We start from the raw sequence: 26,142 nt of genomic DNA on the forward strand, positions 1-26,142 counted from the left end.
CCGGGTGCCGAACCGCTGGGAGTTAAGAGGCGCCTCACGGGGCGGTCGCACGCGTGGCGCACGATCGGCGTCCTGCGTAGACCCCAACGGAACCCGGCACGAACCTTCCCGGGCCCAGTCCTAGGTCCAGAGCGCTCATCCGCGCAACGGCGAGAAGCCGTGACAGAGGGCAGAGCGCGGATGAGCGCTCTGGGATGGCGGGGTCTGGGGGCGCCTGAGCCCCCAGCGAGGATCTCGCGTCCGTAGTCCCCTGCGCCTCGGTCCACCGGCCCTGAGACGAGCTGGGCCGCCCCCGTCCGCCGCTGAGGGACCGGCGCCCACGCCGCACGCCCGAAGCGGCGTGCGGGGGCGGCCGGCGGCGGCGAAGCCGCCGCCCTTGATCCCAAACAGCACAACTCGGCAGCAGCCAGCCTGCTATTACGAGCCAGCCGGATCCTGCCGCAGTTGGGTCAGATGCACTACCAAGCCCGCGTGGTCAGCCTCTACGGTGGCCGGATTTGTTCGGACTCGTTTTGGCAATCGGTAGCGATACCGTCGCTAATGCCGGTATAAATAGTGCTATGCACATGAGATGCCAATAGGACTTTGTGATCTTGAACAGGGTGTTAGCTCAGTCGAGAGAAATGACTCGGCAACCCTAATGACGCGCAGTCCCACTGTGATCAATGAGGGCTGGAAAGTTATGGCACTAGTGGTTTCTGGGCAGATCCGTCACGGAAAAAGGCAGCCATCGGACGTAGAGAATGATCTTAAAGATTATTTTCCGAGTTTGGTGAATATTACAGCATATGACTTCGTTGTCGATCGCATAAATTGTAGGATTAAATTTACTTACAATAATTCTTCAACACTTGATTTCAGTGTAACGGTAACCAGTCCGGAAGTTACCGCTCCGGCTGCTGTAGCGCTGTTGATTCGAGAGACGGATAGCCTTAACTTGGTTCTGGCTAAAGCGCTAAGTAGTCGATTTAATAGAGCACGAATGCAATATTGCTTTCTTGAGGATGACCCTTCCATGGCACAGCTTCTGAGTTGGACGGACGATCGCCCGCTCAAAACGTCTGCTGCTAGTTTTTCATATGTTCTAACGTTTCTCTTGGCAATTCTCTGTTTCTTCTTGATCAAGGGTCAGTTGGGTCAACCACCTAGCGATACGCGTACGTATAACATTATCTCGCTGGCCGTTGGAATAGCGATTCCAGCAATAGCCATACCGTTGCCGTTCCTCTTCGAGCATCTACGTAGAAAAGAAAGCGGCCGATGGTACTTTGAGAGTAGGACGTAGGGGGCGTTGTGCGATTTAGGACAACTACAGAAGGTCAAGCATTCTCGGAGGATCTGGCCCGAATACTGCAAAGCCGTGGTTGGCTAGTGAATCAAAATATATTTCCAGCCGGCTGGCTTCCCGATCTTTCAGCAATCTTCGATAGTCGAATCCTCCTCTTCATAAGCTTGGAATTTGGGCAACAGTTTCTCCACTCAAGGACTGTGGACAAGCTTGCTAGGGCCCAGGGCGATATGGAATCTTTTTGGCCTGGCCGATCTATCCTGGTTCTTCTAAGCAACATGCCGATCAGTCCGCGTGTGCAATCGGCGCTGTCTTCAAGCGGAATAGACTTTTATGATCTGGCTAGATTCTCTAATATTGAGCAAATTATTGACGCTATTGAGAGCGTTTCTGGAATTCTTCCTAATTCTAATATTTCGCTTTCGGGTCAAGCAGATGCCGCGCTCAAGTCGGGCAATTTTGATGATGCAATTCGGCTATATGATAAGGTCATCAGGGAGCGTCGTGAAATTTTGGGGGCTGATCACCCCAGAACTCTAGAAGCGATTTATCGAATTGCTGCCATAAAATCAAAAATTGGCGATAGGTCTGGAGCTATTGCGACATATAGTGATCTGATTGTTGGCCAGCAGATTAGCCTCGGTGAGGATCATCCGGATACGTTGACGAGCCGGAGTAACCTGGCCGCGTTGCTCCATGACATGGGTCGGCTGGAAGAGGCCGAGTTCGAAGCGAGGAATGTTCTCGAAGCGCGTCTCAGAGTGCTGGGGCCTGATCATCCGGATACGTTGACGAGCCGAAATAACCTGGCCGCGCTGCTCCATGACATGGGTCGGCTGGAAGAGGCCGAGTTCGAAGCGAGGCATGTTCTCGAAGCGAGTATTCGGGTGCTGGGGCCTGATCATCCGGATACGTTGACGAGCCGAAATAGCCTCACGGTATTGTTGCGCGACATGGGTCGGCTGGAAGAGGCCGAGTTCGAAGCGAGGAATGTTCTCGAAGCGCGTCTCAGAGTGCTGGGGCCTGATCATCCGGATACGCTGACGAGCCGAAATAACCTGGCCGCGCTGCTCTACGATGTGGGTCGGTTCGAAGAGGCTGAATGGGAGTTCCGTTCCGTTCTTGAGGCTCGGCGTAGATTGTTCAGTGAGGGGCACCCATCGCTTATAGCGAGCCGACAGAACCATGAAATGGTCTTGCAAGCTCTGAACTCGAGTCGTGGAAGCGAATGAGGATACTGGAGTGGGCTGCTAGAGAAGAGTCCTGCTGTAGACGCTACTCGGGGTTCTTCCGTAGATCGGTCTCTCCGCCGATAGTTATGTCTCCACCGCTTTGGTAAATGCGACCCGAGTCGGATGCCCTGGCCCTCTGCTGGATATTCGTGGCATGATCCGCTGTAGACACGATTCCGTGGATATCTCCACCTACTGCAATACCGCCCGAGCTGGCTACGCCCCTACCCGGCGCGGGATATTCGCGCTTCCTTAGTAGGTAGCCATAGGTTGATACTGCGAGTCCTGTAAGGCCGATAAGGGCTCCAATGATGGACGCTAGCTTGTCAGCCTGATTTATCCCTACAGACAAAAGGTACACGGCAAGGCCAAAAATTGTAGCGGCTACAACCAGGATGCCCGACCATATGATCGTTCGTAGGCTCATGGTTCCATCATCTAACTTCACGCCACCTGTGCCAAGCCGACGAGAGGAACTAGTAGGTCGTTCATCCATGTATGGGGGAGGCCTCCCCCATAGTTGAGGTCTTGCTAGCGACCCGAGCGACCCGGTTGGCTGAAGCCGAGTAGGCCCGGGGAGGTCACAGGCTCAGCTTGAGCTAGCGGGTACCTGGCCGCAGAGCCGGTCGGCTTGAGCAGTAACGAAGGTCTTCACCAGGTCGTACCGTTGGGCGGGTGGCAGGCGCGACGTAAGCTGACTCCATGGTGATCAAGGCTGTTGTGTTTGATGTGGGTGAGTGTCTGGTTGATGAGTCCAGGGAGTATGGGACGTGGGCGGACTGGTTGGGGGTGCCTCGGCATACGTTCGGGGCGGTGTTCGGGGCGGTGATCGCGAGGGGGTTGGACTACCGGGAGGCGTTTCAGGTGTTCCGGCCTGGGTTTGAGCTTTATGAGGAGCGGGAGAAGAGGGCGGAGGCGGGGCAGCCCGAGTGGTTCGGGGAGGGGGATCTGTACCCGGACGTGCGGTCGGCGTTGGGGAAGTTGCGGGAGGCTGGGCTGTGGGTGGGGATCGCAGGGAACCAGACAGTGAGGGCGGGGGGCATCCTGCGGGGGTTGGAGCTTCCGGCGGACTTCTTGGCGACGTCGGATGACTGGGGGGTGTCGAAGCCTGATCCGGATTTCTTTCGGCGGTTGGTGGAGGTGGCGCCGTGTGAGGCTGGCGAGATCTTGTATGTGGGGGATCGGCTGGACAACGACATTCGGCCGGCGGTGGAGGTGGGGTTGAAGACGGCGTTGATCCGGCGGGGGCCTTGGGGGTTGATCCAATGGGAGGACCCGGAAGCTCGGAGTGTTCCGACGATGCGGATTCACTCGCTGGAGGAGCTTCCGGGTCTGGTGGAGGCGTTTAACGCTGGAGGGTGCTGAGGGTGGTCTGCCAGCCGTAGAGGCGGTCGTCCAGGCGTTGGACGCATTCGTGGTCGGTCCAGGGCTGGAGGGCTCGGCGGACATCGTGGATGCGCTCCATACCGGTCGCATACCAAGTCAGGGCCAACTGATCCAGGGCCTGTTCGGCGTGGGTGCAGGCGGCTTCGGGGTTCTTGCGGGCGGCTTCGACTGCGGCCAGGTCGCCTAGGACCACTACGCGCTGCTTGCCGGCTTCCTCGGGGAGGTCGGCCAGGACGGCGGTGAGGGTCTCGTGGGCCTGGGGGTAGTGGCCGGCTACGAGCTGGGTGTTGCCCTTGAAGGCGGCCAGACGGACGGGGGAGAACCAGTCGAACCAGGCCGGGTCCTCGTGGTGCGGGGCCGTGGTGAGGATCTGTTCGCCGTGGTCGATGAGGCGGAGGGCTTCGCGGGGGTGGCCTGAGCGGGTTTCGCACTCGGCTTCGACTGCGTCGAGCCATGCGAGGAATTGGGCGCTGGCGTTGCCTCGGCGGGCGTAGGTGCGGGCTGCGCGCATGCGTTCGGTGGCTTCTTCGCGGCGGGCTGCCCAGCCGGGGACGAATGCGGCGTGGGCGAGGATGGCGGCGCCTAGGAGGGCATCGTCGGCTTCGCCTGCGGCTTGGAGGGCGCGGACCAAGGTTGCGTCGGCCTCGTCGGGCTGGCGGAGGTCGAAGAACTCGATGCGGCCGGCCATGAGGAGGGACTCGGCCAACGCGGTGGCGAGGATGCGGCGGGACACTCCGCTGGTCTCGCCGAGGAGCTGGGTACCGAGACGGGCGTGTTCGGCGACGGCGGGATGCATCTGGGCCGGCTGGACCGTCCAGTAGAGGCGGCGGTGCGCGGTCGTGATGGCGGCGTAGTCGCTGCCCGCGGTGGAGGGCTGCACACCGGTCGACGCCTGGGGGAGAGGAAGGGGGACGCCCTGGGCCTGGGCGGTGTAGGTCGTTCTCGCGTTCGTCGGCTGGGTGGTGTCGGTGGTCCAGGGGGCGGTGAAGCCCAAGTCCTCGATGGGGCGTTGGAGGACGTGGACCAAGAGGCGCTGGTGGTCGGCGCGGGGCCATGGGGGAGTGCTGGACTCCCAGCGGCGGACTTGGCGGGCGCTGATCTCCATGCGGCCTAGGCCGAGTTGGGGGGCGGCTCGGGTGAGCGCGTCGGCGAGTGCCTGTTGTGAGGCGAATCCGGCGTGCTGCCTGGCGGCCTTCAACTTCGTGTTGCCGACTGGACGTGACATGCGGTCCTTCCTCCGGACGTACGGGCCGTTGCTGTCTCGACTGTAGCTGTGCAACGGACTTTCAAAGGACTTACCGGACACAAGCTAGCTCTAAAGGCCGCTAAGTGTCCTCTTTATGGCCTCAAGAGGACCTTTGATGGGCCGTTTGAGTCGTCCACGCTTGGCGCAACGCAGTCGAGCGTGTGGAGGGCTTGATGGGTGAGAAGGACGGGTCCGGCTCCGGGCGCTGCATGGGGTGTGGTGGTCGGGGCTGGAAGTTCGTGTCTTCGCCTGTGGTGCTGATGGCGGTGGCGGTGAGCGGGGATGCCGGGTGGGTTCCCGAGCGTGAGCCGTGCTGCCGGTGTGCTGGGTCCGGCCGTGTGAAGAAGGCGGCTGCGTGATGGGTGCGGGGCCGGCGGCCCTCGGTCTGGTCGGTCGCCCGCGTGGGTGCGGTCGGTCGGGTCGGGTGCGGCCGGTTCCGCCTTCTTCTGCGAAGGAGTGAGCGTGGACCGTGAGGAGAAGACGGCCGTCCTGGCTCGGCTGTGCCGTGTTCTGGCGCGTCCTGGGGTGGAGGTGCAGTTGCGGGATGCGGTGCCGCGGCTCGTGGTGCGGTCCTCGGCTGCTGCCGTCGGGGTCTGGGTCACCGATGGCGGCCTGGTCGCGTGGGGGCCTGAGGGGGGCACCGCGAACCCGGACGAGTTCGAGCGGGTGGCGGACGAGGTGATGGCGCTGCTCGCCGTCGACCGGTCGGGGCAGTGATGGCCGGTCCGGTCGGCCTCGCGGATCTCGCGCGCCTGTCCTTGGCGTTGCGGGCGTCGGGGCTGAAAGCGCAGATCAAAGCGGATCGCGAGACGGCGTTCCTGAAGATCTGGCATCCGCTGCTCGTCGTGGCCGGGGTCTGTGTCGAAGTGCGCATGACGCCCGGACCGGACGGTGAGCCGGAGGCGTGGTTCGGCTTCGGGGATGAGCTGCTCGCCCCGTGCTCGGATCTGGATCGGGCGACGGACGAGATCCTGAGGGCGCTGCGTCCGATCCTGGCGATTGTCGAGGGGCGCACGTGAGCGGCCTGCTTCCCGAGGACGCGCGGTTCGTGTGGCACGCGTACCTGTGCGCGGTGCTGCGGCTCAATGAGCCCTGGGTGGATGCGCCTTTCCTGGCGCCGGCCGAGAGACAGCGTGCATGCGCCCAGGTGACGCAAGCGCGGTTCCAGCTCACGCAGTTGTCCATGGAGCGGGCGGGCGCGTACGCCTCGCCGGTTCCGGCCGGTGACATACGTCCGCTTGAGCGTTAGTGTGCTTGTGCGGACGAGTAGAGAGCGAACGAGAGTCGGTCATGGAGTTCGAGCCTCCGAAGTATGCGCGGGTCGTACGGGGTGTCCAGTCCTGGATCAAGGACGGGGCGTACCGGCCCGGTGACGTGTTGCCGTCGGAAACGCAACTGGTGAAGCAGTTCGCCGTGGGGCGGACGACGGTCGTGCGGGCCTTGCAGATCCTCCAGCAGGACGGGTGGATTCACCGCGAGCATGGGCGTGGGAGCTACGTGCGCGGTGTGCCCGTGGCGGTGGAGGAGGCCCGGCGGCCGGCGCTGACGCTCATCGATCGTCCGGAGTCGGCGAACGGGACGAGGGTGCTGTTCGTCGGCCGTGCCCGCGCCGGTGCGACGGTCGCGCGGCATCTGGACGTCACAGAGGGCGAAGAGGTCGTCTTGCGGCGGTGGGTGGCCGAGCGGGACGGCGTGCCCTCGGAGCTGGCGTCGGTGTGGGTGCCGCTGTCGGTGGCGGAGGGGACGAACCTGGAGGACCCCGGGCCGCTGATGGTCGGGCTCCGTCAGGATGTCTCGGCGTTCAAGTCGATGACGCTGTCCCTCGTCCGGGAGCGGACGAGTGCGCGGGCCGCGAGCTCGGAGGAGGCGGAACTTCTCGGGATCGAGGAGGGGGCGCCGCTGCTCGTCCTGCTGAACGCCTACCTGGCGGACGTCACGGTGGCGCCGTCGCTGCTGGTGGAGCTGGTGCTTCCCGGGGAGCTGCACGAACTGGAGTCGAGCTACGCGCTCCCCTGAACTTGATGTGACTCAGATCACTCAAGCTTAATCACTCGTCCGGACAAGTGCTGGGTATCATGCCGAAGTAAGTTGTCCGGACGAGTGGTCGAGTGATGGAGTGTGAGCATGGCGGTTCAGGGTCCGTTCAAGGTCGCTTTCGGGGACGTGTTCCCGCACGGCGCGTACGTGAAGGGGGGTGTGGAGCCCGTTCGGGACTTCGACAAGTCGACGAAGGAGCACTTCGTCCAGGCGCGGGACAAGGAGACGGGCGAACCGGTCTGGCAGATCGAGGTCATCGACGCGGACCCGGAGTCCAAGGGCTCGCTCAAGGTCAAGATCGTGGCGCCGGTCCAGCCGGTGGTCCCCGAGGCGCCGGCGGGCTTCCCGTTCATCCCGGTCCTGTTCGAGGGGCTGTCGGTGACGCCCTACGTCAACAGCGCGAACAACCGGCTGGCGTACTCGCTCAAGGCCAAGGCGATCAACTCGCCCGTCGTGCGGGCGCGCAAGGACGCGGCCTGATGCCGGGGATCGCGTCGATGGGTCTGCACCTGGGCGAGGACGCCTACGTGCTGTGCCACACCTACCCGGCGCGCGGCCCGATCCTCGCGATCTCGACCGGGGGAGCGGCGCTGACCCTGACGTGCGACGAACGCGACGCGATCGGCACGCGTGAGGTCGAGATCGCGCGGGCGCTGGTCGACGCGGCGCAGCGCTTCCTTTCCGAGGTCGAGCGGCTGGCCTCGGACGACACGGCGGCCGGTGCGGCTGCCTGAGCTGGTCGGGGCGGCTGGAGCTGGAACCTCCGGCCGCCCCTTCGCATGTCCTCCCGATGCAAGGAAAGACAGGTGAAGCGTATGTCGTGGTCCATCCGTAAGAGCCGGCTCGGCGAGAACGTGGCGGTCGAGACCTCCGAGGACCCGTTCCGGCGGCCCCGGTGGGAACCCCCGGTCCTGCACATGCCCATGGGCCTGCTGCTGCTCGTCCAGACCTTCCAGACTCTGTTCTTCGCCGTCCGGCACTGCGTTCCGCTGGGTGTCCTCGGCGGTGCGGCGTGGGTCGTGCATGTCCACGGGTGGCTGCCGGTCGTCCTCGTCGTCATGGCGCTCATTGTCGGCCTGACCGGGTGGGCGCTCGCGGACCGGGCGTCGTTCCTGCGGTGGGTCGGCTGGCCTGCGCTGGCGCGGTGTCGTCGGACGTTCGTCTACGCGCGGCACTGGGAGGCGGTCATGACGATGACCGGGCTGTCCCGCTCCCGCAAGGGCAGGGAGTACCTGCCCACCCTCGTCCGCGTGCGGTGCCGTGCGACCTCGGATCTCGTCCTGGTGAAGATGCTCAAGGGGCAGACCCCGGAGGCATGGGAGAAGTCCGCGGTCGGGCTCGCGCACGGCTTCGGCGCCGTCCTCGTCCGCGTGCGGGCGCACAAGAGGCCCGGCCGCGTCTGGCTGGAGTTCGTCCGCTCCGACGCGCTCAAGACGCCCATCCCGGCCCTCCCGCTCCTGGAGGACGCCACTGAGGTGGACTTGCGCGCGGTCCCGATCGGACGGCAGGAAGACGGCTCCCCGTGGCTCATCCGCCTCCTGGGGACGCACGTGCTCATGGTCGGCGCGACCGGTTCGGGCAAGGGCTCGATCCTGTGGAGCATCGTCCGCGGCGTCCTGGAGCCGATGCGGGCCGGCCTAGTGGAGGTCTGGGCCGTCGATCCCAAGCGGATGGAGCTGTCCTACGGGCGTCCGTTGTTCGAGCGGTACGGGCGGTACTCCAGCGACCCGTCCGGCGGCATGGTCCAGCTTCTGGAGGACGCGGCGGCGGACATGAACGCGCGGGCGGCCAGGTTCGCGGGCAAGACCCGGACGTTCACGCCCTCGGTCGAGCACCCGTTCCGGCTCGTCGTCGTAGACGAGATGGCGTTCCTGACCGCCTACTGTCCCGAACGCGACCTCCGCAAGCGCGCGGAATCTGCCCTCGCCGTCCTGACGACTCAGGGCCGCTCGGTCGGGTACTGCGTCGTCGGCGCCCAGCAGGACGCGCGCAAAGAGGTCAACACGCTCCGGAACCTGTTCCCCGACCGGATCGCGCTCCGCCTGGACGAGGACGAACAGGTGGACATGGTCCTGGGCGATGGCTCCCGCGACCGGGGCGCGTTCGCGGACCAGATCTCCAGCGATCCCGTCATCGGGGCCGGCGTCGCCTTCGTCCGGCTGGAGACCTCGCCCGATCCCGTCCGCGTCCGGGCGGCCTACGTCTCCGATGACGACATCTCCGAGATGGTGGCGCTGGCCGTCCCGCTGCGCCCGATCCCCTTCCGGGAGGCGGCGTGACAGACCCTGTGGCCGCGCCGGTGAAGGTGTATCCGCCTCTCGCGCGTCAGGTCGTCCGGGCCGCTGCGATCGACCACGGCGTCTGCGTCCGGCCCCTCCCGCTGCGCCGTACCGACCTGGAGACCGGCAAGACCGAGATCCGGTACATCCCGTGCGGAAACACCCTCGCCTCCGTCTGCCCGACCTGCGCGGAGCGCAAGCGCCAGTTGCGGGCCGTCCAGTGCCGCCAGGGCTGGCACCTGGAAGAGGAACCGACCATCACCCGCGCGGACCCGGACGAGAACCAGACCCTGTGGGTCCAGCTCCGCGCGGAGGCACAGGCCAAGCGCGACGCGGCCGAACGCGACGGCGGAGACCTCGCCCTGTGGGATGACGTCCTCCTGGCCCTGGACGAGGAACTGGAACGCCTCGGCGCTCGCGGCTCGCTCAAGACCGGAGATCAGGCCGAACGGCGGACCCGCTCGACCCGGCGCCGTCAGGACGCCCCCGACCTCCCGCGGCGACCCGTCTCCTCCCGAACGGTCGGCAAGGTCTACACAGCTCCGGACGGCAAGACGTTCCGGCCGTCGCTGTTCCTCACGCTCACCCTCGACTCCTACGGACGGGTCCACAAGGACGGAACGCCCGTCGACCCGGCCTCGTACGACTACCGGCGGGCCGCGCGGGACGCCCTGCACTTCTCCAAGCTGATCGACCGGTTCGTCCAGAACCTGCGCCGGTTCGTCGGCCATGACGTCCAGTACTTCGCGGCAGTCGAACCCCAACGCCGTCTCGCGCCGCACGTCCACATGGCCGTCCGCGGCACCATCTCCCGCGCCGAACTGCGCCAGGTGGCAGCCGCGACCTACCACCAGGTGTGGTGGCCGTCCGTCGATGAGATCCGCTACCCCGACCCCTCCGGCCTCGTCTGGGACGAGGAGACGGGCAACTACGTCGATGTCGGGACGGGTGAGATCCTGCCCACCTGGGACCAGGCCCTGGACGCCCTCGGTGAAGACGAGGACGCCGAACCCCTCCACGTCGTCACCTTCGGCCGTCAGTTCGACGCACAGGGCGTCATGGCGGGCTCCGCGGACTCCGCGCGCTGCATCGGCTACCTCACCAAGTACCTGACCAAGGGCGTGGCCGAATGCCACGAACCCGACTCCGAACGCGAACGCGCCCACGTCGACCGCCTCACGGACGCCCTCCGCTACGAACCCTGCGCCCCCACCTGCGCGAACTGGCTGCGCTACGGCGTCCAGCCCAAGAACCCCAAACGCGGCCTCACCCCCGGCTTCTGCCGCGGCAAGGCCCACCGCCGCGCCCACCTCGGCTACGGCGGCCGCCGCGTCCTGGTCTCCCGCAAGTGGTCCGGCAAGACCCTCGCCGACCACAAGCAGGACCGGCGCGACTGGGTCCTCGCCCGCCTCGCGGAGGCCGGCATCCCCACCCCCGCCCCCGACGAGACCGGCCGCTACATGTGGGCCTTCGCCCGCCCCGGAGACCCCGACGTGAAACCCCCAGACCACCGCCTTCTGCTCCTCATAGACGAACGCATCCGCCAACAGATCCAGATCCGGCGCGCACAAGAACTCTCGGCAACCGGCGCCGACGAAGGGACCGTCCTGAGCCTGAGAGGGGCCGCGTGAACCCGAGGGAAGACCGCTCCTGGACCGTGGACGAGGTGGCCGCCTTCCTCGGCGTCCCCAAGACGACCCTCTACCAATGGCGCTACCTCGGCATCGGGCCCAAGGCGGCCCGCGTCGGCCGGCACCTGCGCTACCTGCCCTCGGACGTCCTCGACTGGTTCCGCGCACAGCAGGAGGCGGCGTGAGCGTCTCGGACCGCTGGCACACGAGCAAGCCGCGTCGTGTCGACGGCGAACCCGTCGAGCGCTGCCGTGAGCACAAGCAGTACCCCTCGGCGACGCACGGGGAGGGCGACCGCTGGCAAGTCCGCTACCGGGACGAGCACGGCAAGCAGAAGGCGCGGAACTTCCCGCGCAAGGACGGCAAGGACCCTGAGACGTGCGCGGCGGCCTTCGACGCACAGCGCAAGACCGACACCGACCGCGGCGACTGGATCGACCCCCGACGCGGCCGGACCACCCTCGCGGAGTACGCGCCGCTGTGGATGAAGTCCCGGCTCCACAAGCCCAGCACCGCCGAGACGTACGGGCTGCACCTGAGGAACCACATCCTTCCCGGCCTCGGGAAGCTCGGCCTCGCGGCGATCCGTCCGACGACGGTCCAGCAGTGGGTGAAGGACCTGCACGAGGTGAAGAAGCTCGCGCCGCGCACGATCGAAACGATCTACGGGATCTTCGCGAGCGTCCTGCAAGGCGCCGTGCGGGACGAGTACATCCGCAAGTCGCCGTGCGTGGACATCCGGCTCCCCGAAGTCTCGGCAACCGTCGTGCGGCTCCTGACACCCGCACAGGTCGTGGCGCTGTCCGGCGCGCTTCCCAAGCGGTACCGGCTGCTGCCTCTCCTCGGCGCCGCGGCGGGCCTCCGGCAGGGAGAGGCGTTCGGCCTCGCGCGGGATCGGGTGCTGACCGATGAGCGCATGATCAAGATCGATCAGCAGGTCGTGATCACGAACCGCCGGCCCGTGCTCGCCTCGCCGAAGACCCCGACCTCCAAGCGGGAGGTGCCGGGGCCGGACTTCCTCCTGGCCGCCATCGCCCGGCACGTCGAGGACCTCACGCTGGGGGAGGGGGACGTCCTCTGTCTGACCGGCCGCGGGCACCTGCTCCGGCGCGACTACTTCAACGAACGCGTCTGGAAGCCGGCCATAGGCAAGGTCAAGCTCCACGCGGACACGACGTTCCACGACCTGCGGCACACCTTCGCGAGTACCGCGCTCGCGCAAGGCGTCCCGATCTCGGAGGTGTCGCGCTGGCTCGGGCACCGGTCGATCACGACCACCGTGGACCTGTACGGGCACCTCGTGCCGGAGGCCGGCGGGCGGGCGCGGACGGCACTGGACGAGGCGTTCCGGCCCGCGCTCGGGGGTCATGTGCACTGAATGTGCACTGGGGACGGAATCGACAAGATCACACAACGAAGCCCCAGGCTCTGACCTGGGGCTTTGGGCTTGGGGCGGCGGACGAGGCGGCCTGTAAGCCGGGTTCTGTTCTGGAGGGGCGTCGCCGCCTTCTCCTTGGCGGTCATCCATCTTGGGGCGTCGTTGCCGACGTCCTCTAGCGACCTACCCGCGAACATGGGGCGGGCAGCCCTCGTGGCGTTCGCTGTCTGGTCTTGCTCCGGGTGGGGTTTACCTAGCCGCCCGGGTCACCCCGGGCGCTGGTGAGCTCTTACCTCACCGTTTCACCCTTACCCCGTGCCCTGGACGGGCCGAGGCGGTCTGTTCTCTGTGGCACTTTCCCGCGGGTCACCCCGGGTCGGTGTTACCGACCACCCTGCCCTGTGGAGCCCGGACTTTCCTCGGCGAAGGATCCGAAGACCCCCCGACGCGACCGCCCGGCCGGCTCGTCCGCCGTACCCCCACCTTAACCCTTGAACGACCCGACGATCACGCCCCCCGAAACCCACGACAATCACGAGACCAACGACCTCGAAGCCTCCACCCCCATCGGACGGCGCCGCATCGCCCGGGGCTCGAGGTCTTTGGCGGGTGGGCATCGTGGAGAAAAGGGGAGGGCCCGGCCGTGGGGGCCGGGCCCGTTGCTGGGGGTGGAGCGGTCCTTACTTTGCGGCGCTCTTGACGACCGAGTCGGCGGTGGGGCGGTCGGTGGCGGCGGCGAGGGCGAACTCCTGGAAGGGCTGCTCGATGCTGCCCAGGGAGACGGTCTCGCGCTTGAAGAAGAGGGCCAGGGTCCAGTCGGCGATGACGCGGACCTTGCGGTTGAAGGTGGGGACGCGCGACAGGTGGTAGGTGCGGTGCATGAACCAGGCGGCGAAGCCGCGCTGCTTGATGCCGTAGACGTGCGCGACGCCCTTGTGCAGGCCGAGGCCCGCGACCGAGCCGACGTAGGCGTGGCGGTACGGCTTGAGGGCCTTGCCACGGTAGGCGGCGACGATGTTGTCGGCGAGGACCTTGGCCTGGCGGACGGCGTGCTGCGCGTTCGGCGCGCAGGTCTCGTCGCCCTCCTTGGTGAGGTCCGGGATCGCCGCGTTGTCACCCGCGGTGAACGCGCGGACCGTTCCCTCGATCTGGAGGAACTCGTTGCCCTTGACCCGGCCGCGCTCGTCGACGGGCAGGTCGGTCGACTTCGCGACCGGGTTGGCCTTCGCGCCCGCCGTCCACACGAGGGTGTTCGTCGGGAACTTCTCCCCGTCGGAAAGCTCGATGACGTTGTCGACCGCCGAGTTCAGGAAGGTCTTGAGCTTGACCTCGATGCCCCGGCCACGGAGCTGCTCGGCCGTCCACTTGCCGAGCTCGGGGCCGACCTCCGGCAGGATCCGGTCGGCCGCCTCGACCATGACCCAGCGCATGTCGTCGGCGCGCAGGTTCGGGTAGAACTTGATCGCGTCGCGCGCCATGTCCTCCATCTCCGCGAGCGCCTCGACGCCCGCGAAGCCGCCGCCGACGACGACGAAGGTGAGCGCGCGCCTGCGCAGCTCCAGGTCGTCGGTCGACGAGGCGATGTCGAGCTGGCCCAGGACGTGGTTGCGCAGGTGGATGGCCTCACCGATGGTCTTGAAGCCGATGCCGTTCTCGGCGAGGCCTGGGATGGGCAGGGTGCGCGAGACGGACCCGGCGGCCATGACGAGGTAGTCGTAGGTGAGCCGCTTCGGCGGGCCCTCGACGGGCTGGATGATGGCCCAGCGCTCGGCGTGGGAGAGCTCGGTGACGCGCGCGGTGACGATGTTGACCCGGGGCAGGACCCGGCGCAGCGGCACGACCACGTGCCGGGGCGAGAGGTTTCCGGCCGCCGCCTCGGGGAGGAAGGGCTGGTAGGTCATGTACGACTGCGGGTCGACGATCGTGATCTCCACCTCGCCGCGCTTCAGCTCGCTCTTCAGCTTCTTCTGAAGGCGGAGCGCGGTGTAGAGGCCGACGTAGCCACCGCCCACGATGAGAATGTGCGGGGCGTCGGGGTTCGCGTCGGGCCTTCTGGCCATCTCAGGCTCCTAAAGAGGGTGTCACCTTGTGAAGACATTCACAATGTAGCGGACATGTCTGGTCTAGTCCAAGCCCCAACTAAGGAAGATCCGTCAAAATTTCCAACCCGGCAAATGTGGATCGCTCTACAGCCGTGAACTACGCCACAAGTTTCGCAGTCACGAAAATCTGACCGTCCGTCATGACCAACGTCACACGTTCCGTACCCGAAGGTCCGGTGCGGCACTAGGGTTTTGCGGGGACCGCGCGTCGGCGCGCGTGCTCGCGTACGATCTCGACCCGGGAGTGCTGATCACCATGAACAAGACCTCGGGACGGGCCGCGCTGCTCGGCGTTGCCCTGACGTCCCTGATCTCGGGCTGCGGCGTTGTGGGCAGCGGGTCCGACGGCGTCGCGCTGGCGGAGTTCACCGTCAGCAGCCCCGCCTTCACCGACATGAAGGATATCCCCGCGCGCTACGGCTGCGCCGCGTACGGGGGCCAGGGCAAGATCCTGCCGCTGCACTGGTCGGGAGTGCCCGAGGCGAAGGCGTTCGCGGTCGTCGTGGACGACCCGGACGCTCATGGCGGGACGTATATTCACTGGGTACTCGCCAACCTGGACGGCAGGACCGCCGACCTCGTTGAGGGGGTCGTCCCGGACCGTGGCGTGCAGGGCCGCAACTCGGCGGGCGAGGCGTCCTACCTGGCGCCCTGTCCTCCGCAGGGAGAGCGGCACCGCTACCGCTTCACGGTCTACGCGCTCAGCTCGCCCCTTCCCGAGGGTGAGGTGAGCGGTCTGAAGGACTCGCTCCCGGCGATCGCCGAGCGGACTGTCGCGCGCGGCAGGATCACCGGATATTTCGGGCAACAGCCGGAGTCCTGAGAGTTCCGGTACCGGTGGCCAAAACAACGGAGATCGTGTGATGGTAGAGGTCCGCGAACGCGAGGGCCGGGCGACGATGGGGGCCGGGCACTCCGGGCCCTGCGGGCCGACGGAAGCGGGACCGGACCTGTGCGCCGGGCCATGGCACTGGGTGGAGCGATGATTTTCGTTATTGCGGGGCTCGTAGTTCTCGTCGGCCTCGTCGTGGTGCTCGTCGCGCTCGGCATGCGGGCGCAGCGCGAGCGCGATGACGACGACGACTGGATGACCGAGGACCCCAAGCCGCGTCAGGACGGCGAGGACGCCGGCGCGCCGGACCGCAGGGTCGCGGGCGCCCCGCTGTCCGCGCCGACCGCCGGCGCGCCCCGCCGGGGCCGGGCCAAGGCGGGCGAGCGCCTCGCCGACGACGACTACTGGGCGACGATCACCTTCGACAAGCCCAAGTTCCCGTGGCAGAACGGCGAGGGCGGCGGCGACGAGCGCGCGGTCAAGCCGGACCCGCTCGACGCGATGCCGGAGCCGGAGCCCGTACACGCCGCCGCGGCCGCCGACGACCAGTACGAGCAGCCCTACGCCGAGCAGCCCTACGCCGCTGACCAGCAGTACACCGCCGACCAGCAGTACGGCGAGCAGCAGTACCCGGACCAGTACGGCGAGCAGCCTTACGGGGACCAGCAGTACGCCGACCAGCAGTACGCGGCCGACGGTTACGCGGACGGGTACGGCGACGGCTACTACCAGGACCAGAACGACGGCCACGGGTACGACCCGGAGCCCGCGCAGCAGCAGCCCCTGGAGCCGTCGGCCGACTGGCAGAACGAGCCGCTGACCCGGTTCGACCAGCCCGCGGTGCGCGGTTTCGACCAGCCGTACGAGGTGCCGTCCTACGAGCAGCAGCCCGTCACGGCCGCCTACGAGACCCCGTCGTACGAGAAGCCGTCCTACGAGACTCCCTCGTACGAGACACCTTCGTATGAGACGCCGTCCTACGAGACGCCGTCCTATGAGACCCCGTCTTACGAGACTCCCTCGTACGAGACGCCTCGGGTGCCGCAGCCGGATCCGCTCGGCCTGCCCGACCCGTTCGCCAGGCCCGCCGCCGCGGCGCAGCCGCGCGACCCCGAGGCGACCCAGGCGTACCCGGCGGCCCCGCTCGGCGGCCTCGGCTCGTCCGGCACCGGCCCGCTCGGCACGTACGGCGCCCCCGGGACGCGCTCCACGGGCCCCCTGGCGGCCCAGGGCACCGGTCCGCTGTCTCCCGGCCCCGCGAGCCCCACGGGGCCCTCCTCGCGCGCCACGGGCCCGCTGAGCGCCGGGACGCCCCCGCTGGGCTCCGCGAGCCCGCTGAGCCCGCTGGGCGGCACCCCCGCCTACGACCCGCCGTCCTACGGCGCGGCGGCGGATTCCTCCCCGTACTCCGACGGCCCGTCCTACAGCACCCCCACCGAGCCGCCCGCCTACGGCGGCGCGCCTGACCCCGCGAAGAAGTCCTCGACCGACACCGACGGCACCCGCCTGCCGACCGTCGACGAGCTGCTCCAGCGGATCCAGGCCGACCGGCGCAAGTCCGACGCGCCCGCGACGTCCTACACGCCGCCCCCGGCGCTCGACCCCCTGAACGACCCGCTGTCGGCCGACCGTGACTACAGCTCGGGCTGGCCCTCGACGTCCTCCACAAGCCGCACCCCGGATCCGCTCGGCGGCTCCGGCTCGTCCTTCGGCGGCTCGTCCTACACCGGCTCCACCGACTACCCGACGGCCCCGGCCTACGGCGGCGAGCCCAGCGCCCCCCGCTACGACGACCCGCTCAGCGGCTACGGAAGCGGCACGACGGGCTCGGCGGGCGCCTCCGGCGCGGCGGCGGGCTCCGGCTACGGCGGCTCCTCCTACGGCCAGAACGGCACCTCGGACAACGCGGGCCGCTACGGCGACTTCACCGGGAGCAGCTACAGCGGTTCGGCGGGCGACCCCGTCAGCGGCGCCCCCGCCCCGGGCGGCTACTACCCGCAGGAGCAGCAGCCCCCGTTCAGCGCCCCGGTGGAGTACCCCTCGCAGCAGTACCCGACCGCGCAATACGCCGATCAGCCGCGTTCCGCCGAGGAATGGGACGAGTATCGCGACTATCGGCACTGAACCCTGACCGGTGAGTTACCGCCTGTGATTCGATACGTCATGTGACGTTCGAACCACAGAATGTAGTGACGCGATTCATCGCGCCAGGCAGGGACATCCCCGCGTCGTTCGTGGTGTTCCTCGTGGCCATCCCGCTGTCCCTCGGGATCGCGGTGGCCTCGGGGGCGCCCGTGGCGGCCGGACTGATCGCCGCGATCGTGGGCGGGATCGTGGTGGGTCTGCTCGGCGGAGCGCCGCTGCAGGTCAGCGGTCCCGCGGCGGGTCTGACGGTGATCGTCGCCTCGCTGGTGCAGACCTACGGCTGGCAGGCGACGTGCGCCATCACGCTCTGTGCCGGCATCCTCCAGATCGGCCTGGGTGCCAGCAGGGTCGCCAGGACGGCGCTGGCGGTGTCGCCCGCGGTGGTGCACGGGATGCTCGCGGGTATCGGCGTGGTGCTGGTGCTGTCCCAGCTGCACATCGTGCTCGGCGGCAGCCCGCAGCACTCGGCGCTGGCCAACCTGGTCGAGCTGCCACAGCAGATCATCTACAACCACTCGGCCGCGGTGATCATCGGCCTGCTGACGGTGGTCGTCCTCCTGGTCTGGGAGAAGCTCCCGTTCCGCAGGGTGCCCGCGCCGCTCGTCGCGATCGGCTCGGCGACCCTCATCGCCTGGATCGGCGGCCTCGACGTGCCTCGGGTGGACCTGCCCGAGACGCTGTTCGGCGGCTGGCGGCCGCCGTCGGTGCCGGACGCCCCGCTGCCCGACCTGGTCGGCGCGGTCGTCTCGGTGGCGCTGGTGGCCGGGGTGGAGTCGCTGCTGTGCGCGGTGGCGGTGGACCGGATGCGGCCCGTGGGGGTGCCGCGCAGCGACCTCGACCGCGAGCTGATGGGGCAGGGCGCGGGCAACCTCGTCTCGGGCGTGCTGGGCGGTCTGCCGGTCGCGGGCGTGATCGTGCGGTCCACCGCGAACGTGCACGCGGGCGCGCTGACGAAGGGCTCGACGGTCCTGCACGGCCTGTGGGTGCTGGTGCTCGCGCTGTCGTGCGCCGCTCTCATCGAGCAGATCCCGCTGGCCGCTCTCGCCGCGTTGCTTGTGGCGCTCGGCTTGCGGATGCTGGACAGGTCCCACATCCGCAGCCTGCGCAGGCACCGGGAGACGTGGATCTACTGGATCACGCTGGCGGGGGTCGTCGTGCTGGGCCTCGGCGAGGGTGTGCTGCTGGGCATGGCCCTGGGGGCGTGCCTGGCGCTGCGCCGCCTCACCCGGGTGCGGGTGCGCACCGAGCAGCGGGACGGGCGGTGGCACGTCGTCGTCGCCGGGTCCCTGACGTTCCTGGGGGTGCCCCGCCTGAACGCGGCGCTGGCCGACATCCCGCCGGGCGTCCCGGTGGACCTCGACCTCGACGTGGACTTCATGGACAACGCGGCGTTCGACACTATCCATACCTGGCGCCTGTCCCACGAAAGGCAGGGCGGTAAGGTCGATATCGATGAAATTCATGAGTCCTGGTACAAAGACGCCATGACCGGCGAAACGGCTCCCAAGGACAAGTCGTCCGGGAACGTCCGGTGGTGGGCACCCTGGTCGCGCCGCGAGCGCGGCCCGGTGCGCGATCTCGACGACGCCTCGCCCCGCGAGGTACTGCTGGCGGGGGTGCGGGAGTACCACGGGCGGACGGCCCGCCTGGTGCGCCCGATCATGGCCGAGCTGGCCATGGCCCAGACCCCCGACCACCTGTTCATCACCTGCGTCGACTCCAGGGTGGTGCCGAACCTCATCACCTCCAGCGGGCCCGGCGACATCTTCATCGTCCGTAACGTCGGCAACCTCGTGCCCCGCCACGGCGCCCGGGTGCCGGACGACTCGGTGATGGCGACGGTCGAGTACGGCACCTCGGTCCTCGACGTCAAGACGATCACCGTGTGCGGGCACTCCAACTGCGGCGCCATGGCCGGTGTGCTGGCCGGAGGCAGCGAGGTGGAGCACCTTCCGCAGCTCTCGAACTGGCTGCGGCACGCCAACTACAGCCTTGACAGGTTCCTGCACGAACCGGACCACGAGGGCGACGTCAGCCCGCTGGCCCGGCTCTGCCAGATGAACGTGGTCCAGCAGCTCGACAACCTCATGAGCTACCCGTGGCTGAAACGTCGGGTGGACCTCGGGGAGATCGAGCTCGTCGGGATGTACCTGGACCTGGAGACGGCGCAGGTGCACATCCTCGACTCCGAGCAGGGCAGGTTCCTGGCCGTCCCGGAGGAGGTCTCCGACGGCGGGAAGAAGGGCGCGCAGGCCACGGCCTAGCTACGCGGCGCCCCGAGCTTGTGCGGAGTCCCCGGACGGCCCGTCCGGGGACTTCTCCTTGTCCGGGTCCGGCTGCCGGGCGAGGAACGGCGTGATCCACGCGGGCGTGACGGATCCGGCGAAGGCGACGGCCCCGTCGCCGTCCAGGTCGATGATCGCGTAACCGCCCTCCCCGGCCCCGACGGCGACGGTCAGGGTGGCGAGGCCGCCGCGCCGCTGGAAGACGCTCTGGCGCAGTTTCCAGCCGACCACCGCCCGGTGCTCGATGATCTCCTGGTGCCGGATGAGCGAGCCGGAGCGGACCGACAGGAGCCGCCCGTCGGTGGCGTGGCCGAGCTGCCGGTACCTGTCGACGCCGAGCGGCACGCCCAGCGCGGCGGCGGCGAGCGCGAGCCCGGCGAGCCACGGGTGCCCGGTGCCCGCGGCGACCGCCGCGACGGCGAGGGCGGGCGCGACGGCGCGGGTGAGGCGCCGGGTCCGGGCGGCGGGCGGGTGGGGCGTCAGCGGCTCCTTGAACGGCCCCACGGCCTCCGCGACGACGTCGGTGGCGATGTCCCGGGGCGCGGTGGGCAGCAGCCTGCCGCGGTGTCTGGCGTCGCCCAGGCCGGTGATGAGCGCGGTGAGCCGGACGACGCCGAGCGTCCGCTCCAGCGGGTTGTCGCGCAGTTCGACGCCGCCGATCCGGCGCCGCTCCAGGGTGACGCTGCGCCGGGTGAACAGGCCGCGTTCGGCGAGCAGCGAGCCCTGCCCGGCCTCCCCGTTGGGCACGGACCGCAGTTGGAAGTCCCAGTTGAACCAGGCGAAGACCAGCACTGAAAGCAGCGGCAGCGCAAGCACGATCAGGGCGGCGGCCAGCACGCCGAGCAGAGGCGACAGGCCCAGGACGGTGTCGCCCAGGTGGCTGAGGGTGCCGTCGGAGATCAGGCCGACCTCGTTGCTCAGGTTGTAGGCGGTGCCCAGGACGCTTCCGGCGAGCGCGAACGGCGTCAGCAGGTAGGCGCCGCTGAGCGGGGCGTACCAGGACCAGCGGGGCTCGGCGCGCGCGATGATCTCCGGTCCCGCCTCCTCCGGCGCCGCGCCCTCGGCGGCGCCCGTCTCCGCGCGGCGCCGCAGCAGGGCCTCGCGCAGCCGCTCGGCCTCGGCCCGGGTGACGCCGTCCAGCACGCCCTCGTCGCCGCCGGACGCCGCGTCCACGCGCAGCACGGCCAGGCCGAGCAGCCGGTGGGGGAGGCTCGTGCTGATGTCCACGCCGCGCACGCGTTCCAGCGGGATCGACTTCACCGACCGTCCGACGAGCTGGTGGCGCAGTTCGAGCCGGTCCGGGTAGAGCGTGTAGGTGAACGACCACCAACGGACGGCCTGGTGCAGCAGCCCCATCGCCAGGCCCGCGAGGGTGAAGTAGACGGCGACGTTGAAGCCGCTGATGAGCAGCCCGCTGACGGCGACGACGAGCAGCGCGGCGAGCTCCCGCAGCGCCGTCGCCACACAGCTGACAGGGCTGAGCCTGCGCGTGTCCCCCTCCACGGCCGGGCCGTCGCTCATGTGGCGTCGTCCCGGAGGTCGTGGGCGCGGTGCGCGAGCTGGGCGGCGAGGCCCGTCGCGATGCCGACCGGCAGGCCGGTCAGCTCGGACGACCCCTCGTGCGAGGCCGTGCTGATCTTGAGGGTGGCGAGGTCGAGCAGCCGTTCCAGCCAGCTCTGCTCGGCGTCGACGGTCTGGATGCGGCTGACGGGGACGAGCAGCCACTCGCGGTTCAGCCACCCGACCGTCGTGTAGACGACGTCGGCGCTGACCTCCCAGCGGTGCACCCTGTACCGCCACAGGGGGATCACCAGGACGGCGAGGACGCTGAGCGCGCCGACGGCCCAGGGCAGCCAGACCGGCTGGAAGTCCCAGCGGGCGCCGACGGTCCAGCGGGCGAAGCCGTAGGAGACCCCGGTCAGCACGGCGCCGCCGACCAGGAGGTCGGCGGCCCACTTGATCACCGCCCGGCCCGAGACCCGGTGCGCGGGCGGGCGCAGCAGCGAAGTCACGATCTCACCCTATGCGCCCGGAAGACCGTTCCTCCGTCCAGGCCGTCCCCGATCGTGGGGTCAGTCGGGGCGGCGGGCGCCGAACATGATCTCGTCCCAGGACGGCACGCTGGCGCGCCGGTTGCGGGCGGGGCGCTTGCGCGGGCGCGGCTCGGGCTTGGGCGGGGCGGTGGCGGCGGGCACCGGGGCGGGCTGCGGCTTGGGCTTCACCGGCTCGGGCGGCAGGACGGGCTCGGGCTCCGGCGCGGGCGTCCGCACCGGCTCGGCGGCGGCCGGGGCGGGCTGGCGCGGCTCGGGCGCGGGCGGCGCGACGGGCTCGGCGGGCGGCGCGGCCTCGGCCACGGCGGCGGGCTCCCGTGGCGCGGGCGGCGTGACGACGACGGCGGCGGGCTCCGGCTCGGCGGGCGGCGCGGGCGGCGTGACGACGGGCCCCGGAGCGTCCTCAGCGGCCTCAGGACGGTCCGGGGTGAGCGCGGCGGGCCCGGGCTCGGCCGGGGGCGCGGGCGCCTCCTCGGGCGGGCTGGGCGGCGCGGGCGCGGCCGGGGCCGTCGCGTCGAGCAGGGCGCTCAGCGCGTCGAGGTCGGGCACCTCGGCGGCGCGCATCTCGCGTTGGAACCGCTCGGGCGTGAACGGCTCGGGGGACAGCGGCGGGGTCGGCAGCGACGGCAGCGCGTCGTCCAGGTCGGGCCGCTGGCTGAACGGGGCGGGCACCGGGCGGCCGGCGGGCGGGTCGCGGCGCTGGTCGGAGACGATCTTCATGGCGGGACGGCGCAGCGGCGTCACCGTGTCGGCGGGCGGCTCCGGCTCCTCCTCACCGAGGAAGATGAGCCGTGACGCCTCGTCGTCCAGGGCGCGGACCGCGCGGCGGCGCGGGTCGAACTTCCACTCGGCGGCGTGCGGGCGCCCGGCGTCGTAGAAGGACAGCCGGATCTGCCAGGTGTTGTCCTCGCACTTCCAGGCGTCCCAGGTGACCTCTTCCAGGTCGGCGCCGCGCCTGCCGAGGCGTTCCTCGACGAGCTCGCCGAGCGGCGGCCCCGGGGTCGGCTCGCCCGGCGTGCGCACGACGCAGCGCTGCGCCTGCTGCGCCATGTACTCGCGCTCCTGCAGGACCGGGCCCTCGAACCACCGGACGCGCTCCACGGGGATGCCTGCGGACTCGGCGATCTCCTCCGCCGTCTCCCCGGCGCGGATGCGGGCCTGGATCTCCTTGGGGCGCAAAGGGCTCTCCACTTCGATCTCGAACTGACCGAGTCGGGAGAAGTGCCCGCGGACGGCGGCGCGCAGCCGATCGTCCACCGGCAGGGTGAACCGGGTGCCCCGGCCGGCGGTGGCCAGCACGAGGTACGAACCGTCCTCGCTCACCGCCACGAGGCGCAGCTCCTGCATGCGTGTCCTTCCCAGCCTTGTCCCCGGCCCTGACGCCGTCTGGTGTGACGGCGGGCGCATGCGTCCCTTCCCCCGGATTCCCCGCACGGGCTACCGCCCGAGGTTCTCCAAGTGTCCCGTCAAGGACGCACCCGCTGCCAGCACCGTACCCGGCATGTCCGAACATCGTCGCTCCGATTCGTCCGGTGTGCTAGTGCCGACGGGTGTCCGAGTGAGCGGTGTCACCCGGGTCGCGGGGGCAAAGCTGTTCTCCTCCCGCCCGCCAGCATGCCTTGTGCGCGGCCCGCCAGGGGCTGCGCCGCTGGTTTCTTGTGCGTTCCTTTGCCGCGCGGGGCCGTCAGGATCCGAGGACCTGCTCCAGGTAGGCGTTGCGGAAGAGCCGGTCGGGGTCGAGTTCGTCGCGCAGTTCGGCGAAGTCGCCGAAGCGGGGGTAGACGCCGGAGAGGTAGGCGGCGTCGCGGGTGTGCATCTTGCCCCAGTGCGGACGGCCGCCGAACGACGTCAGGATCTCCTCGACGCCCTCGAAGTACGCCCGGTGGTCGTTGCGGTGGTAGACGTGGATGGCGATGAAGGCGGTGCGGCGTCCTTCGGCCATGGACAGCCAGGCGTCCTCGGAGGGCAGGAGGCGGACCTCGATGGGGAAGCTGATCCGCCAGCCGCGCCTGTCGAAGGCGGCGCGGACCTCGCGCAGCGCCTCGGCCAGGTGTTCGCGCGGGATCGCGTACTCCTGCTCCTTGAACCGGACGCTGCGGGAGCTGGTGAACACCTTGTAGGAGGTGTCGGTGAAGGTGCGGGCGCCCAGCAGCTTGGCGGAGATCCCGTTGACGGACGCGATGGTGCCGGGGAACCGCCGGGTGAGGCCCTGGGCGGCGCCGAAGACGGTGTTCGAGAGGAACTCGTCGTCCAGCCACGCCTTGAACCGGGGCAGTGGGTCGCGCGGGCCCTCGACGCGGTTGTTGCGCTTGGTGAGGCAGCCCTCGCTGTGCGGGAACCAGTAGAACTCGAAGTGGTCGTTGGCGGCTTCCAGCTCGTCCAGGCGGGCGAGTACCTCGTCCCAGGTCATCGGTTCCTCCTGGGCGCGCAGGAGGAACGCGGGGACGGTCTGCCAGGTGATCGCGGTGACGACGCCGAGGGCGCCGAGGCCGACGCGGGCGGCGTCGAACAGGTCGGGCCGCTCGGCGCGCGAGCAGGTGACGACGGACCCGTCGGCGAGGACGAGTTCGAGCCCGACGATCTGGGAGGCGAGGCCGGCGTGGTCGCGGCCGGTGCCGTGGGTGCCGGTCTGGCTGGCCCCGGCGATGGTCTGCTCCTGGATGTCGCCCATGTTGGCGAGGGCGAGGCCGTGCTCGTCGAGGAGCTGGTTGAGCCGCCACAGGGGCAGGCCCGCCTCCGCGGTGACGAGGCCGGTGGCGGTGTCGATGGACCGCACCCCGGTCAGCTCGGCCGGGCGCAGCAGGACGCCGTCCGTGAGCGCGACGCCGGTGAACGAGTGGCCGGTGCCGGGCATCCGGACCGCGAGGCCGGCCGAGGCGGCGGCGCGCACGGCGGCGGCGACCTCCTCGGTGGAGCGAGGGGTGACCACACGGGCGGGGACGGACGTGTGGTTGCCCGCCCAGTTGCGCCAGGTTTCCGCAGACATGCGAGGAGGGTAGCCGAGACCGATTATGAATAAAGTTCGCGTTTGATGTCGTTGCCCAACCGTGATGAAACCAGGAGGCCCAGCGTGGCGGCCACCAGCCCCACACCGAGCGCGAAGCCGAACGCCGCGCCCGAGCCGCGCGCGTCGATGAGCGCCCCGGCCGCCGACACACCGCCCGCGACGCCCAGGCCCACCGCGGTGGACGCCCACGTCAGCCCCTCGGTGAGCTGCCGCTCCGGCACCAGGCGCTCCAGCACCTCGTACGCCGGGATGATCGTCGGCGAGATCGCCAGGCCGGAGAAGAAGATCACCACCATCATGAGCGGCAGGCTCTTGATCAGCGCGATCGGCACGAGGCCGAGCGCGAACAGCAGGAGCCCGAGCCGGAAGCGGCGGGCCAGCGGCCACGTCCAGGTCCGCGCCCCGTACCAGAGGCCCGCCACGCCGCTGCCCGCCGCGAAGCACGCGAGCAGGACGCCCGCCAGCGCCTTGTGGCCCTCCTCGTCGGCGAAGGCGATGGCGCTCACCTCGACCGCGCCGAACACCACGCCGAGCAGCAGGAACACCAGCGCCATCCCCGGCATGCCCCGGTAGACCAGGGCGGCCCGGCCGCCGCGCCGGGCGGGGGAGGGCGGCGGCTGGCTACGCCACTGCGCGGCGAACGCCAGGCCGCCCACGAGGGTGAACAGGCCCGCCGCGACGAGCCCGCCGGACGGCGTCACGGCCGTCGCCAGCAGCGTGGCGAGGGTCGGGCCGGTGATGAAGACGATCTCGTCGAGCACCGACTCCAGCGCGAACGCGGTGTGCAACGGCGGCTTGCCGGGCGGCGCCAGCAGATGCGACCAGCGGGCCCGCACCAGCGCCCCCATCGAAGGCGACGTGACGCCCACGAGGATGCCTGCGGGGAACAGCGTCCAGGACGGCGCGCCCAACTCCGCGCACAGGATCAGCGCCGCCATCGCCGCCGCGTTCGCCGTCACCAGCGGGACGAGGACGCGGCGCTGCCCGTGCCGGTCCACCAGCCGGGCGACGAGCGGCGAGACGACCGCGTAGGCCACCTGTGTCGTCGCCGCGACCGCCCCGGCGAGCGCGTACCCGCCGTGCGTCCCGGTGACCATGAGGACGATGCCGATCCCCAGCATCGACATCGCCATCCGGCCCACCAGGCCGGCGGGCACGAACGATCGCGCGCCGGGCTCGGCGAACAGGGCCCGGTACGGATTCGCCATCGAATTCACCCCCGAATCGGCAACCGTACCGGTCG

General features: G+C 69.2%; 23 protein-coding genes and 1 other RNA gene. 15 read left to right on the plus strand and 9 right to left on the minus strand.

The window, feature by feature from the left end:
• Positions 1-1,566 precede the first annotated feature (1,566 nt).
• The gene (locus LO762_RS22475) at positions 1,567-2,520 is read left to right on the plus strand and encodes a tetratricopeptide repeat protein (RefSeq protein WP_230617838.1); all 954 of its coding nucleotides are present in this window, start codon (positions 1,567-1,569) and stop codon (positions 2,518-2,520) included.
• Between the two features lie 43 nt (positions 2,521-2,563).
• On the opposite strand, the gene LO762_RS22480 is transcribed toward LO762_RS22475, so the two are convergent.
• Complete coding sequence (locus LO762_RS22480; protein ID WP_230617839.1) at positions 2,564-2,947, minus strand: hypothetical protein; 384 nt, start codon at positions 2,945-2,947, stop codon at positions 2,564-2,566.
• 275 nt (positions 2,948-3,222) lie between these two features.
• Here LO762_RS22480 and LO762_RS22485 point away from each other — a divergent pair, with 275 nt between their 5' ends.
• Positions 3,223-3,885: an HAD family hydrolase gene (locus LO762_RS22485; RefSeq protein WP_230617840.1), complete on the plus strand. Its 663-nt coding sequence runs from the start codon at positions 3,223-3,225 to the stop codon at positions 3,883-3,885.
• Here the strand turns inward: LO762_RS22485 and LO762_RS22490 are convergent.
• Positions 3,866-5,131, minus strand: a complete 1,266-nt coding sequence (locus LO762_RS22490; protein WP_230617841.1) for a transcriptional regulator — start codon at positions 5,129-5,131, stop codon at positions 3,866-3,868. The genes LO762_RS22485 and LO762_RS22490 overlap by 20 nt on opposite strands.
• 483 nt (positions 5,132-5,614) lie before the next feature.
• Between LO762_RS22490 and LO762_RS22495 the strand changes: the two genes are divergently transcribed.
• The 10 genes from LO762_RS22495 (at position 5,615) to LO762_RS22540 (ending at position 12,477) form a co-directional block, all read left to right on the plus strand.
• Complete coding sequence (locus LO762_RS22495; protein ID WP_230617842.1) at positions 5,615-5,869, plus strand: hypothetical protein; 255 nt, start codon at positions 5,615-5,617, stop codon at positions 5,867-5,869.
• Entirely contained in the window at positions 5,869-6,171 is a 303-nt protein-coding gene (locus LO762_RS22500) for a hypothetical protein (protein ID WP_230617843.1), read from the plus strand. Before LO762_RS22495 ends, LO762_RS22500 begins: the two co-directional genes overlap by 1 nt.
• A complete protein-coding gene (locus tag LO762_RS22505) occupies positions 6,168-6,401 on the plus strand; it encodes a hypothetical protein (RefSeq protein WP_230617844.1) in 234 nt (77 codons plus the stop codon). The genes LO762_RS22500 and LO762_RS22505 overlap by 4 nt, the downstream gene beginning before the upstream one ends.
• A 41-nt stretch (positions 6,402-6,442) precedes the next feature.
• Complete coding sequence (locus tag LO762_RS22510) at positions 6,443-7,168, plus strand: GntR family transcriptional regulator (RefSeq protein ID WP_230617845.1); 726 nt, start codon at positions 6,443-6,445, stop codon at positions 7,166-7,168.
• Positions 7,169-7,276: 108 nt separating this feature from the next.
• The gene (locus tag LO762_RS22515; RefSeq protein ID WP_230617846.1) at positions 7,277-7,669 is read left to right on the plus strand and encodes a plasmid replication, integration and excision activator; all 393 of its coding nucleotides are present in this window, start codon (positions 7,277-7,279) and stop codon (positions 7,667-7,669) included.
• A complete protein-coding gene (locus tag LO762_RS22520; protein WP_230617847.1) occupies positions 7,669-7,923 on the plus strand; it encodes a hypothetical protein in 255 nt (84 codons plus the stop codon). The genes LO762_RS22515 and LO762_RS22520 overlap by 1 nt, the downstream gene beginning before the upstream one ends.
• Positions 7,924-8,004: 81 nt before the next feature.
• Positions 8,005-9,468 (plus strand): FtsK/SpoIIIE domain-containing protein, encoded by a 1,464-nt coding sequence (locus tag LO762_RS22525; RefSeq protein ID WP_230618008.1) that lies wholly within the window; start codon positions 8,005-8,007, stop codon positions 9,466-9,468.
• Positions 9,465-11,099 carry a replication initiator gene (locus LO762_RS22530; protein WP_230617848.1) on the plus strand — a complete coding sequence of 545 codons (1,635 nt, stop codon included), beginning with the start codon at positions 9,465-9,467 and terminating at the stop codon, positions 11,097-11,099. Before LO762_RS22525 ends, LO762_RS22530 begins: the two co-directional genes overlap by 4 nt.
• Positions 11,096-11,284: an AlpA family transcriptional regulator gene (locus tag LO762_RS22535; protein ID WP_230617849.1), complete on the plus strand. Its 189-nt coding sequence runs from the start codon at positions 11,096-11,098 to the stop codon at positions 11,282-11,284. Before LO762_RS22530 ends, LO762_RS22535 begins: the two co-directional genes overlap by 4 nt.
• Positions 11,281-12,477 carry a site-specific integrase gene (locus LO762_RS22540; RefSeq protein ID WP_230617850.1) on the plus strand — a complete coding sequence of 399 codons (1,197 nt, stop codon included), beginning with the start codon at positions 11,281-11,283 and terminating at the stop codon, positions 12,475-12,477. The genes LO762_RS22535 and LO762_RS22540 overlap by 4 nt, the downstream gene beginning before the upstream one ends.
• A 78-nt stretch (positions 12,478-12,555) precedes the next feature.
• On the opposite strand, the gene rnpB is transcribed toward LO762_RS22540, so the two are convergent.
• Together rnpB and LO762_RS22550 are read right to left on the minus strand one after the other, a co-directional pair.
• Positions 12,556-12,944, minus strand: an RNA gene (rnpB, locus tag LO762_RS22545) — RNase P RNA component class A.
• A 213-nt stretch (positions 12,945-13,157) separates the two neighbouring features.
• Positions 13,158-14,537 (minus strand): NAD(P)/FAD-dependent oxidoreductase, encoded by a 1,380-nt coding sequence (locus tag LO762_RS22550; RefSeq protein WP_230617851.1) that lies wholly within the window; start codon positions 14,535-14,537, stop codon positions 13,158-13,160.
• Positions 14,538-14,796: 259 nt separating this feature from the next.
• Between LO762_RS22550 and LO762_RS22555 the strand changes: the two genes are divergently transcribed.
• The 3 genes from LO762_RS22555 to LO762_RS22565 all read left to right on the plus strand — a co-directional run bounded on the left by LO762_RS22555 (position 14,797) and on the right by LO762_RS22565 (position 19,820).
• Positions 14,797-15,402, plus strand: a complete 606-nt coding sequence (locus tag LO762_RS22555; RefSeq protein ID WP_230617852.1) for a YbhB/YbcL family Raf kinase inhibitor-like protein — start codon at positions 14,797-14,799, stop codon at positions 15,400-15,402.
• A gap of 159 nt (positions 15,403-15,561) precedes the next feature.
• The gene (locus LO762_RS22560) at positions 15,562-17,535 is read left to right on the plus strand and encodes a hypothetical protein (protein ID WP_230617853.1); all 1,974 of its coding nucleotides are present in this window, start codon (positions 15,562-15,564) and stop codon (positions 17,533-17,535) included.
• Positions 17,536-17,600: 65 nt separating this feature from the next.
• Positions 17,601-19,820, plus strand: coding sequence for a SulP family inorganic anion transporter (locus LO762_RS22565; protein WP_230617854.1), 2,220 nt, complete (start codon positions 17,601-17,603; stop codon positions 19,818-19,820).
• Here the strand turns inward: LO762_RS22565 and LO762_RS22570 are convergent, their stop codons facing one another.
• The 5 genes from LO762_RS22570 to LO762_RS22590 all read right to left on the minus strand — a co-directional run bounded on the left by LO762_RS22570 (position 19,821) and on the right by LO762_RS22590 (position 26,107).
• Positions 19,821-21,362, minus strand: a complete 1,542-nt coding sequence (locus LO762_RS22570) for a PH domain-containing protein (protein WP_230617855.1) — start codon at positions 21,360-21,362, stop codon at positions 19,821-19,823. It lies immediately after the preceding gene.
• Positions 21,359-21,853 (minus strand): PH domain-containing protein, encoded by a 495-nt coding sequence (locus LO762_RS22575; protein ID WP_230617856.1) that lies wholly within the window; start codon positions 21,851-21,853, stop codon positions 21,359-21,361. Before LO762_RS22575 ends, LO762_RS22570 begins: the two co-directional genes overlap by 4 nt.
• Before the next feature lie 60 nt (positions 21,854-21,913).
• Positions 21,914-23,239 (minus strand): septation protein SepH, encoded by a 1,326-nt coding sequence (sepH, locus tag LO762_RS22580; protein WP_230617857.1) that lies wholly within the window; start codon positions 23,237-23,239, stop codon positions 21,914-21,916.
• 337 nt (positions 23,240-23,576) lie between these two features.
• Complete coding sequence (locus LO762_RS22585) at positions 23,577-24,878, minus strand: D-arabinono-1,4-lactone oxidase (RefSeq protein ID WP_230617858.1); 1,302 nt, start codon at positions 24,876-24,878, stop codon at positions 23,577-23,579.
• Between the two features lie 23 nt (positions 24,879-24,901).
• Positions 24,902-26,107 carry an MFS transporter gene (locus LO762_RS22590; RefSeq protein ID WP_230617859.1) on the minus strand — a complete coding sequence of 402 codons (1,206 nt, stop codon included), beginning with the start codon at positions 26,105-26,107 and terminating at the stop codon, positions 24,902-24,904.
• Positions 26,108-26,142 lie beyond the last annotated feature (35 nt).

This window comes from Actinocorallia sp. API 0066 (assembly GCF_020991275.1).
GTDB lineage: Bacteria > Actinomycetota > Actinomycetes > Streptosporangiales > Streptosporangiaceae > Actinocorallia.

Bases quoted from the DNA above. Each gene is read 5' to 3' on its own strand.
- LO762_RS22475 (WP_230617838.1), top strand. From the start codon at position 1,567: ATGCCGATCAGTCCGCGTGTGCAATCGGCGCTGTCTTCAAGCGGAATA.
- LO762_RS22480 (WP_230617839.1), bottom strand. From the start codon at position 2,947: ATGAGCCTACGAACGATCATATGGTCGGGCATCCTGGTTGTAGCCGCT.
- LO762_RS22485 (WP_230617840.1), top strand. From the start codon at position 3,223: ATGGTGATCAAGGCTGTTGTGTTTGATGTGGGTGAGTGTCTGGTTGAT.
- LO762_RS22490 (WP_230617841.1), bottom strand. From the start codon at position 5,131: ATGTCACGTCCAGTCGGCAACACGAAGTTGAAGGCCGCCAGGCAGCAC.
- LO762_RS22500 (WP_230617843.1), top strand. From the start codon at position 5,869: ATGGCCGGTCCGGTCGGCCTCGCGGATCTCGCGCGCCTGTCCTTGGCG.
- LO762_RS22510 (WP_230617845.1), top strand. From the start codon at position 6,443: ATGGAGTTCGAGCCTCCGAAGTATGCGCGGGTCGTACGGGGTGTCCAG.
- LO762_RS22515 (WP_230617846.1), top strand. From the start codon at position 7,277: ATGGCGGTTCAGGGTCCGTTCAAGGTCGCTTTCGGGGACGTGTTCCCG.
- LO762_RS22520 (WP_230617847.1), top strand. From the start codon at position 7,669: ATGCCGGGGATCGCGTCGATGGGTCTGCACCTGGGCGAGGACGCCTAC.
- LO762_RS22525 (WP_230618008.1), top strand. From the start codon at position 8,005: ATGTCGTGGTCCATCCGTAAGAGCCGGCTCGGCGAGAACGTGGCGGTC.
- LO762_RS22550 (WP_230617851.1), bottom strand. From the start codon at position 14,537: ATGGCCAGAAGGCCCGACGCGAACCCCGACGCCCCGCACATTCTCATC.
- LO762_RS22560 (WP_230617853.1), top strand. From the start codon at position 15,562: ATGATTTTCGTTATTGCGGGGCTCGTAGTTCTCGTCGGCCTCGTCGTG.
- LO762_RS22570 (WP_230617855.1), bottom strand. From the start codon at position 21,362: ATGAGCGACGGCCCGGCCGTGGAGGGGGACACGCGCAGGCTCAGCCCT.
- sepH (WP_230617857.1), bottom strand. From the start codon at position 23,239: ATGCAGGAGCTGCGCCTCGTGGCGGTGAGCGAGGACGGTTCGTACCTC.
- LO762_RS22585 (WP_230617858.1), bottom strand. From the start codon at position 24,878: ATGTCTGCGGAAACCTGGCGCAACTGGGCGGGCAACCACACGTCCGTC.
- LO762_RS22590 (WP_230617859.1), bottom strand. From the start codon at position 26,107: ATGGCGAATCCGTACCGGGCCCTGTTCGCCGAGCCCGGCGCGCGATCG.